We start from the raw sequence: 8170 nt of genomic DNA, 5'->3' as shown, positions 1-8170 counted from the left end.
AACCTCCTGGCCGAGGGCATCATCGACCCGGCCAAGGTCACCCGCTCCGCCCTGCAGAACGCCGCCTCGATCGCGGCGCTCTTCCTCACCACCGAGGCAGTGGTCGCGGACAAGCCGGAGAAGACCCCGGCCCCCGCGGGCGCCCCCGGCGGCGGCGACATGGACTTCTGAGTCCAGCTCTTCCAAGAAGGGCAGGCCCGTTCCGGGCCTGCCCTTCTTGCTGTCCACACACTTCCGGCCCACCGCTCACCGTTCGCCGCCTGGCCTCAGCCCCGCCGCTGACGGTCTTGCCGCTCGACTCCAGCCCCGGCGCTGACGGTCGCCGCTGCCCCCGCTGACGGTCTTGCCGCTGGCTCCAGCCCGCGCAACAAACCGTCAGCGACGGGCGGCGGGCCGTCTCCGCCGCTCGAGGTCTGACCGGGGCCCTCTCTGACCGGGGCCCTCTCTGACCGGGCGATTCCGCCTCTGGTTGGCCGCCCTCCGGCGTCTGGTCGGCCCAACCGTGGTTCTTCTGCCTGTGGTTGGCTGCCTTCCTCCGGCGGTTGGTCGGCCCGATCGCGATTCCGTCCGTGGTTTTGTCACCCTGGCATCTGGTCAGCCGCGCCGGCGATGCTTCAGCGCCACGCCGGTCGGTCCCGCGGCGATTCGCCCGCAGCTGCCCGCTCGGGTTGCGATCTTGTCTGCGGTTGGCCTGCCGCGATCGGCGCGGCGCCGTGGCGTCTCCGTCCTCCAGCCATGATCGAACGACGGATCTGGTTGTGCGGGCGGCCGGATCCGTCCTTTGATCATGGCGGGGTGTGGCGGTTGGCGGCCGGGGTGTGGTGGGCCAGCCGCAGGTGTCGCGCAGGTCGCGCAGTGTGTTCTCTCAGCCCAGGTGGTGCGGGCCTGTGGGCCGTGATTCAGCCTGTGGTTTGTCGAGTCGGCGTTTTGGTTGGTCCGGTGGTGGTGGTTCGGCGCCGTGCTGGTCGGTCCCGTGGCGATTTGCCCGTGGTTGGCTGGCCGGGCTGCGTTCTTGTCTGCGGTTGGCCTGCCGCGATCGGCGCGGCGCCGTGGTGTCTCCGTCCTCGGGCCATGATCGAAGGACCGGTCTGGCCGCCAGCACGACCGGGGCGGTCCTTCGATCATGGGGTGGCGGCCGGGCGGCGGGGTGTCGGGGGTCAGCCGCAGGTGTCGCGTAGGACGCGCAGTGTGTTCTCCCACCCTAGGCGGCGCAGGTCGGCGTCGGACCAGCCGCGGGTCCGTAGCTCCTCGAACAGGGACTGGTACGTCGACACGTCGTGGAGGCCGGTGGGCAGGACCTCCGTACCGTCGAAGTCGCCGCCAATGCCGACGGCGGTGATGCCGGCGACGTCGCGGACGTGCTCCACGTGGTCGGCGACGTCGCGGACGGTGGACGGGGGGCAGGGGTTGGCGGCGATCCAGTCGCGCTGCAGGCGTTCGAACTCCTGGGAGCCGTACTCGGCGGGGATGGCGTCCTCCACGCGGACGAGCTCGTCGCCCCACTGGCGGCAGGTCTCGTTGAGGAAGAACGGCACGAACGTCACCATCACCACGCCGCCGGTGTCGCGGACCCGGGTGAGGACGTCGTCGGGGACGTTGCGTGGGTGGTCGCACAGGGCGCGGGCGGAGGAGTGCGAGAAGAACGCCGGCGCCGTGGACACGTCGAGCGCCGCGTGCATCGTCTCGGGGGCCACGTGCGACAGGTCGGCCATCATGCCGAGCCGGTTCAGCTCGCGGACCACCTCCACGCCGAACGCCGACAGGCCGCCGACCGCGGGCTCGTCCGTCGCGCTGTCGGCCCAGGCGGTGTTCTTGCCGTGGGTGAGCGTGAGGTAGCGGACGCCCAGGCGGTACAGACTGCGCAAAACGCCGAGAGAGTCATCGATGCAATGCCCGCCCTCGGCGCCGAGCAGCGACGCGATCCGTCCGGTTTCGCTGATCCGCTCGACCTCGTCGGCGGTCGTCGCCAGTGCGAGCTCGCCGGGGTGCGCGTCGACCAGCCGGTGCACCAGGTCGATCTGCTCGAGCACCTTCACGGTGGCCTCGGACTGAGGGATGCCGCACGGGACGTACACCGACCAGAACTGCGCCTTGACGCCGCCCTGCCGGAGGCGGGGGAGATCCGTGTGCAGCCCTGCGGCGTGACCCGCGATGTCGGCCGGGCCGCGCATCCGCAGCCGCCACGGCAGGTCGTTGTGGCCGTCGATGACTGGTATCGCACCGCTCATCCCCACGACTCTAGATGCGAAATGTGGAATTTGCCCGCATCACGTGAACGGTCCTCATATGGTGGGAGCGGCCTACACGAGGGGGAAGCCATGGGTAAGTCACAGAAGAACAGCAACTTCGACAGCCGCGGTATGCACCGCAGCGAAGACGACCTCGGCTACATGGACCCAGACCGTTCCGACGACATGATGATCACCCCGGACGCGGACATCACGGGACAGCAGGCGACCGCGAACACGGCCACCATGCAGGCGAAGAAGCTCCAGCAGGAGCAGCAGACCACCGCGCAGGACAAGCGGGCCAACCAGCCCGACCGCTGACCCAGTCCCTGGGGCCTTCGAGTCGGATGTTGAGACGGCACCGGCCGCCCGTGGCATGACGGGGGATCACTGGGCGCTGGTGCGACGTGTGCGGGGCAGGATCGTGGCGAACCCACGGCCTGCCCTTCATGCGCTTTATTGCGTTTGCGGCAGGTGTACGTCTTTCGTGTAGATCCAGAAGACGCGTTCGAGCCGGGCGCCGACCGTCTTCGAGTAGAACGCGACAGGCCCGGCCCACCCGATCTGCGCCGTCAGGTGCCCGTCGTCGAACTGGTCCGCGAGGCACCGCCGCAGCAGCACCCGCCCCACCCCGAGCCCCTCCGCCGCGGGCGCGGTGCCCATCGGCCCGAACCAGCTGGGGCGGTTCGCACCGTATGCCGCGAACCCCAGGATCTCGCCATCCCTCACCGCGACCCAGCACCCCATCGACTGCGCCGCTTCCCAGGCCCAGCCGTCGCCCCAGATGCCACGCACCCACTCCGGCGTGTCGCTGCCCGCCCGCAGGACCTTGACCCCGGCCTTCTCCAGCCGCTCCTCGTCCGCCTGCTGCGTCGCGCTCACCTGGCTCAGATCGGCCGTCATGTTCCAGGCGGTGTCGGTCCGCTGGTACCCGGCCCGCTCCGCCAGGCACACCGCCGGCGTGTACCGCACGTCGATCCCCGGCCACGCGTAGCACGGCGGGTTGCCCCCGATCCGGATCCTCCGCGCCCCGACCTCCGCCAGCCGCCGCTCCGCCGCCGCCAGCAACCCGCTGCCGATCCCCTCCCGCCGCCGCCCGGGCTCCACCGCGAGCAGCTCGATGTGCCCGAGCGCTGGGTCTCTGTCGCTGATCGACCCGAACACCACGCCGACCGCGTCCCCCGCCTCGTCCAGCTCCACCAGCCGCACGGCGACCCGCCCCTCAGGCGGCGCCGCCAGCCGGTTCACCAGCTCCTCCGCCTCCCGGGCATCGTCCGGCAGGTCCAGCGCCCCCGCACACAACCGAGCCGCCTCAGGCCCACCCACCCACTCACCGATCATTTGGTAAACATACCTAACTGTTCGACCACCCCGACCCTGTCACCTTGATCAAAGCGCGCCATCCGCAGCTTCGCCAGCCACGCGGCGCCCGTGTCGGGGCCTCCGCCGATACGAACCGATACCGCGGAGGACGCCCCCGCCGCGTGAAGGGTGGCGGTATCGACAGGCTGGACAGGCGCGGCGAGGGCAGCGGGTCGAGGTTGAGAGCTGGGCGGTGCGCCCGGGCCGGGCGTCGACCTGTTCGCGCTGGTACGGAACGGCAAGCCCCCTGGCCTGCACACGCCCGGTTGCGGGTCACGAGACACCGGTGGTGCGCACCTGAGCCCGTGCGAGGCGCAGGCGGTCGCGTCGTCGAACAGGGCACGGCAGCGTCGAAGGGTCGCGCCAGCGACGGCGGCCACCACGTCGACGAGGCCGGCGCCGGCGGTGTCAGCGGAGCCGCAGGGGGAGACCGTGGAGCGGTGGGCGGCGTCGAGTTGGAGGTTGTCCGGTAGCCGGTGCGCTGGCGAGGCCAGTGCCGGCGGTGTCGGCCGGGCCGCAGCGGAGGTCGAGGACCGGTGCGCGGCGTCGGTTAAGGGTTGGGTGATGGCGGGCTGTGTATCGGCGAGGTGGGCGCCGCGGTGTTGGAGGGTCCGAAGGTCAAGGGGCCGGTCTGGGTGGCAGCGGCGGCGGTGGCCCGTGTGCCGGCGAGGCCGCGTCCGCAGTGTTGGAAGGGCAAGTCAAGGGGTTCGGCGGGGTGGCGTCGATGAGGTGGGCATCGGCGGTGTCGGAGGGGCTGAGGGGAGAGGCCGAGGAGCGATAGGCAGTGTCGGGTTGAGGGACTGGTTGGGTGGCGGCGGTCCGTGTATCGGCGAGGCCGCCGCTGCGGTGTCGGAGGGCCGCGGGCAGAAGGCGATCGGGTGGTGGCCGGTGGTCGATGCGTCGATGAGGTCGCGTTCTGCGGAGCCGTGAGGAGAGACCGATGAGCGGTGGGCGGCGTCGGGCTGAGGGTTTGGCTGGGCGGTGCCATTGACCGGTGCGTCGGCGAGGCCGGCGCCGGCAGAGCCGCAGGGGGAGACCGTGAAGCGGTGGGTGGAGTCGAGTGAGGGGTAGCGGCGGCTGGAGTGTCTGCGAGACCGGTGTCGGACGGGCCGCATTGGGAGATCGAGGAGCGGTAGGCAGCGTCCGGACCTCAGGGATTGGTTGGGTAACGGAGGCCGGTGTATCGGCGAGGCCGGCGCCGCAGCGCCGGAGGGGTTCGACGGCCAAGGGTTGGTTTGGGTGGCAACGACGGCGGTGGCCGATGCGTCGGCGAGGCCGGCGTCCGCGCTGTTGAACGGGGGCGCAGGTCAATTGGGGACCGGTGGGTGATCGTCGGTGGCCGGTGTCGGCGAGGCCGGCGCTGCGGTAGCGGAGGGGCAGCGGGCAAGGGGTTGATCGGGTGGTGGCGGTGGTCGGTGCGTCGATGAGACCGGTTTTGGGGAGCCGTAGGAGAGACGGACGAGCGGTGGACAGCGTCGGGCAAAGGGTTGGTCGGGCGGTGTGTTGGCGAGGTCTGCGCTGGCGGCGTCGGCGGAGCCGTGGGGAACCGTGAAGCGGTGGGTGGCGTCCGGCTAGGGGTTTGGTTCGGTGGCCGGTGTCGGAGGGGCGGCGGGGGAGGTCGAGGAGCGGTGGACGGCAGGTCCAGCGGTTGGTTGGCGATGGCCGGTGTGCTGGCGAGGGCGGTGGCGGAGGGCCGTAGAGGAAGGTCGAGGAGCGACGGGGCGGAGGGCCGTAGAGGAAGGCGAGGAGCGACGGGGCGGAGGGTGGGCTTGACCCGTTTTGACGGACAGGGGTCGTTGTGGTGGTTCAGGCTGTCTGGGTTTCGTAGGTGGTTGGGCTGAGGTAGCCGAGGCTGGAATGCCGGCGGCGGGTGTTGTACCAGCCCTCGATGTATTCGAAGACCGCTTTGCGGGCGGTGGTGCGGGCGGGCCATGCCTGGCGGTGCACCAGTTCGGTTTTGAGGGTGGCGAAGAACGATTCGGCGACGGCGTTGTCCCAGCATTGCCCGCGTCGGCCGACGGACAGCCGGATGCCGTGGTCGGCGGCGAGGCGGGCGTGCTGGGCGCTGGTGTATTGACAGCCGCGGTCGGAGTGGAAGATCAACCCGGCGGTGGGTCGCCGCCGCCGCAGGGCGTCGTAGAGGAAGGCGAGGAGCAACGGGGCGGAGGGCCGTAGAGGAAGGTCGAGGAGCAACGGGGCGGAGGGCCGCAGAGGAAGGCGAGGAGCAGTGGGGCGGCGGGTTAAGGGGTCGGGTGGGTGGCGGTGGCGGCGGTGACGGCAGCCAGGGCGTCGACGAGGCCGGCGCCCGCGGTGTCCGTGGGGGCGCAGGAAGAGGTGGAGGTGTCGACGGGCTGGGTGGTGTGGATGAGGATGGCGCGGGTCTGTTCGATGTTGCCGATGAGGGCGGGATTGGCGGCCCACATCAGCGCGACCACGCCCGCCACGTGGGGGGTGGCCATGGAGGTGCCGCTCAGGGCGCCGTAGCCGCCGCCCGGCAGGGCGGAGACGACGGCGGCGCCGGGGGCCATCAGGTCGGGCTTCGGGAGGTTGTCGGGGGTGGGGCCGCGGCTGGAGAAGGAGGCGACCTGCGACGTGCTGGTGACGGCGCCGACGGTGAAGGTGGCGGCGTAGTTGGCCGGTGGGTCGGTGACGGTGGCGCAGCCGGGGCCCGTGTTGCCGGCGGCGGCGACGAAGAAGATGCCGGCGGCGGCGAAGGCGTCGACGGCGTGGCGCAGGGAGCGGGTGTCGCAGCCCTCGACGGAGGGGCAGCCCCAGGAGTTGGTGAGGACCTGCGGGGCGCGGGCGGGCTGGCCGTCGTGCATGGGGTCGGCGCCCGGGGGGAACGGCGCCAGCATGAACTGCAGGCAGCTCAGATAGTTGGCCATGCTGCCCAGGTTGCGCGGGAGGTTGGAGCACGCGATCCACTGCGCTCCCGGGGCGACCCCCACGCCGGCGCCGACCGCGGTGGCGAGGGTGTGGGTGCCGTGGCCGTTGTGGTCGGCGGGGGCGGCGGTGTGGTCGACGGGGTCGAACCAGGAGTCGTCGGAGCCGCGGAACGTCGTGCGCAGCGCCGGGTGGGTGACGTCGACGCCTGAGTCGGAGCTGCCGACGACGATGCCGCGCCCGGTCGTGAAGTGGGACCACACCTGGTCGGCCTTGATGAGCGTCAGGTTCCACGGCGGGGCGGTCGGCGCGGGCAGCCCGCCGCGGGTCGGTGCCGCGACGGCCGGCAGCGGGCGCAGCCGCGGGTTGAGCAGGACGCGGTCGACCTCGGGCCGGCCCTCCAGCCAGCGCCGCGCGAGCGGCCCGGCGGCCACCTCGATGCCGTTGACCAGGTAGAAGGGCGTGTAGTCGATGCCCCTGGAGCGCAGCGCGCCGCGCAGCGACGCCTGCGAGCGCTCGGCCGTGCCGACGAGCCGCTCATAGGTCTGCCGGATGCGGGTGGTGCGGTCGGGCACCTCGCGGAGGCCGCTCAGGTCGGCCTGCTCCTTCATGATCACGAAGAGGTGCTCGCCGTGGAAGCCGGGCTGGCCGAGCGTCGCATACACGGTGGCGCCGCCCGCGAGCACGACGGCCGCGACGAGCGCGGCGAACCCTGGCCGCCACACGATCCGCCCGGTCGCCGGCACCGCCGCCGCGGCGACCACCAGCGCCAGGACCAGGCCGACCAGGGCGCCGATCGCCGACCAGAACGCCACGTCGCGCAGCCCGAGCAGCAGCGACGTCTCCTCGGGGTCGATCAGGGCGAGCGGGCCGAACAGCGCGGGCGCCAGCAGGGCGAGCGCCGACGGGTGGCCGCGGCGGGCGAGCGCGGCCAGCGCGAACGCCAGCGGCGGCACCGCCACCATCGCGAACAGCTGCACCGCCGGCTCGCCGGCGCCCGCGACGAGCGTGACCAGGCCGACCCCGGCGGTCAGGCCGCCGATGGCGGTGCCACCCCAGACGCTGCGGATCGAGGAGCCGGCGGCGGCGAGCGCCGTGGCGGGTCGCACCGCGAGCCAGGCGACCGCCACCGCGGCGAGCGCGGCCAGGACCGTCTCCACCTGGCCGCCGAACGCGCCGACCCACAGCCACGGCAGCAGCGCGACGAGCCCGATCGCGAGGCACAGCCAGAACAGCCAGCCGCTGGACCGGGGCGCCCGCCCCCGGACGGCGCGGTGCACGGTCGCGGCGACCGCGGCGGTCACGGCGAGCAGCGCCAGGTAGCCCTCGTGGGCGGTGGTGGGGATGATCCGCGCCGTGCCGAGCAGCCCGCCGAGCAGCGCCGTCAGCGCCCACTGCCTGCCCGCGACCTGGGCGAACGCGACACGCGACAGCCGGGCGAGCAGGAAGGCGGGCCCCGCGACCAACAGGGCAGCGAGCCAGCCCGCGGCCGGCCACACGAACGACGGCAGCTCGAATCCCAACGCGAGCAGGCCTTCGCCGACGACCCAGACCCCGGAGTGGATGGCGACCGTGACCGCCACCGCCCAGAGGCCGAGGACAATGGTCAATCCCAGCGCCCAACCCCGTGATCGACCCATGGCCGCACTCTACGACCCGCCTACGACAGTTTCGGATGAGCGGCGGGGGCAAACTGA

At 72.3% G+C, this 8170-nt stretch carries 5 protein-coding genes and 1 pseudogene; 2 read left to right on the top strand and 4 right to left on the bottom strand.

Annotated elements, in window-relative coordinates:
- Positions 1 to 171, top strand: a pseudogene (groEL, locus tag AB0I21_RS24350) (chaperonin GroEL); the annotation flags it as partial.
- A 986-nt stretch (positions 172 to 1157) separates the two neighbouring features.
- Here groEL and AB0I21_RS24345 read toward each other — a convergent pair.
- Positions 1158 to 2228 (bottom strand): dipeptidase, encoded by a 1071-nt coding sequence (locus AB0I21_RS24345; protein WP_344514250.1) that lies wholly within the window; start codon positions 2226 to 2228, stop codon positions 1158 to 1160.
- Between the two features lie 90 nt (positions 2229 to 2318).
- On the opposite strand from AB0I21_RS24345, the gene AB0I21_RS24340 reads away from it, so the two are divergent.
- Positions 2319 to 2549, top strand: a complete 231-nt coding sequence (locus tag AB0I21_RS24340) for a hypothetical protein (protein WP_354889113.1) — start codon at positions 2319 to 2321, stop codon at positions 2547 to 2549.
- Positions 2550 to 2684: 135 nt separating this feature from the next.
- Here AB0I21_RS24340 and AB0I21_RS24335 read toward each other — a convergent pair whose 3' ends face one another.
- The 3 genes from AB0I21_RS24335 to AB0I21_RS24325 form a co-directional block, all read right to left on the bottom strand.
- Positions 2685 to 3569, bottom strand: coding sequence for a GNAT family N-acetyltransferase (locus AB0I21_RS24335; RefSeq protein ID WP_360564362.1), 885 nt, complete (start codon positions 3567 to 3569; stop codon positions 2685 to 2687).
- Positions 3570 to 5396: 1827 nt separating this feature from the next.
- Positions 5397 to 5783: an integrase core domain-containing protein gene (locus AB0I21_RS24330; protein WP_360564360.1), complete on the bottom strand. Its 387-nt coding sequence runs from the start codon at positions 5781 to 5783 to the stop codon at positions 5397 to 5399.
- A 47-nt stretch (positions 5784 to 5830) separates the two neighbouring features.
- Positions 5831 to 8113, bottom strand: coding sequence for a S8 family serine peptidase (locus AB0I21_RS24325; protein WP_360564358.1), 2283 nt, complete (start codon positions 8111 to 8113; stop codon positions 5831 to 5833).
- Between the last annotated feature and the right edge of the window lie 57 nt (positions 8114 to 8170).

Origin of the sequence: Dactylosporangium sp. NPDC050588, from assembly GCF_040654975.1 — a bacterium.
In the GTDB taxonomy this organism is placed as follows: domain Bacteria; phylum Actinomycetota; class Actinomycetes; order Mycobacteriales; family Micromonosporaceae; genus Dactylosporangium; species Dactylosporangium maewongense.
Note: the sequence above shows the minus strand (reverse complement) of the source record. Positions and strands in the feature narration are given on the sequence as shown.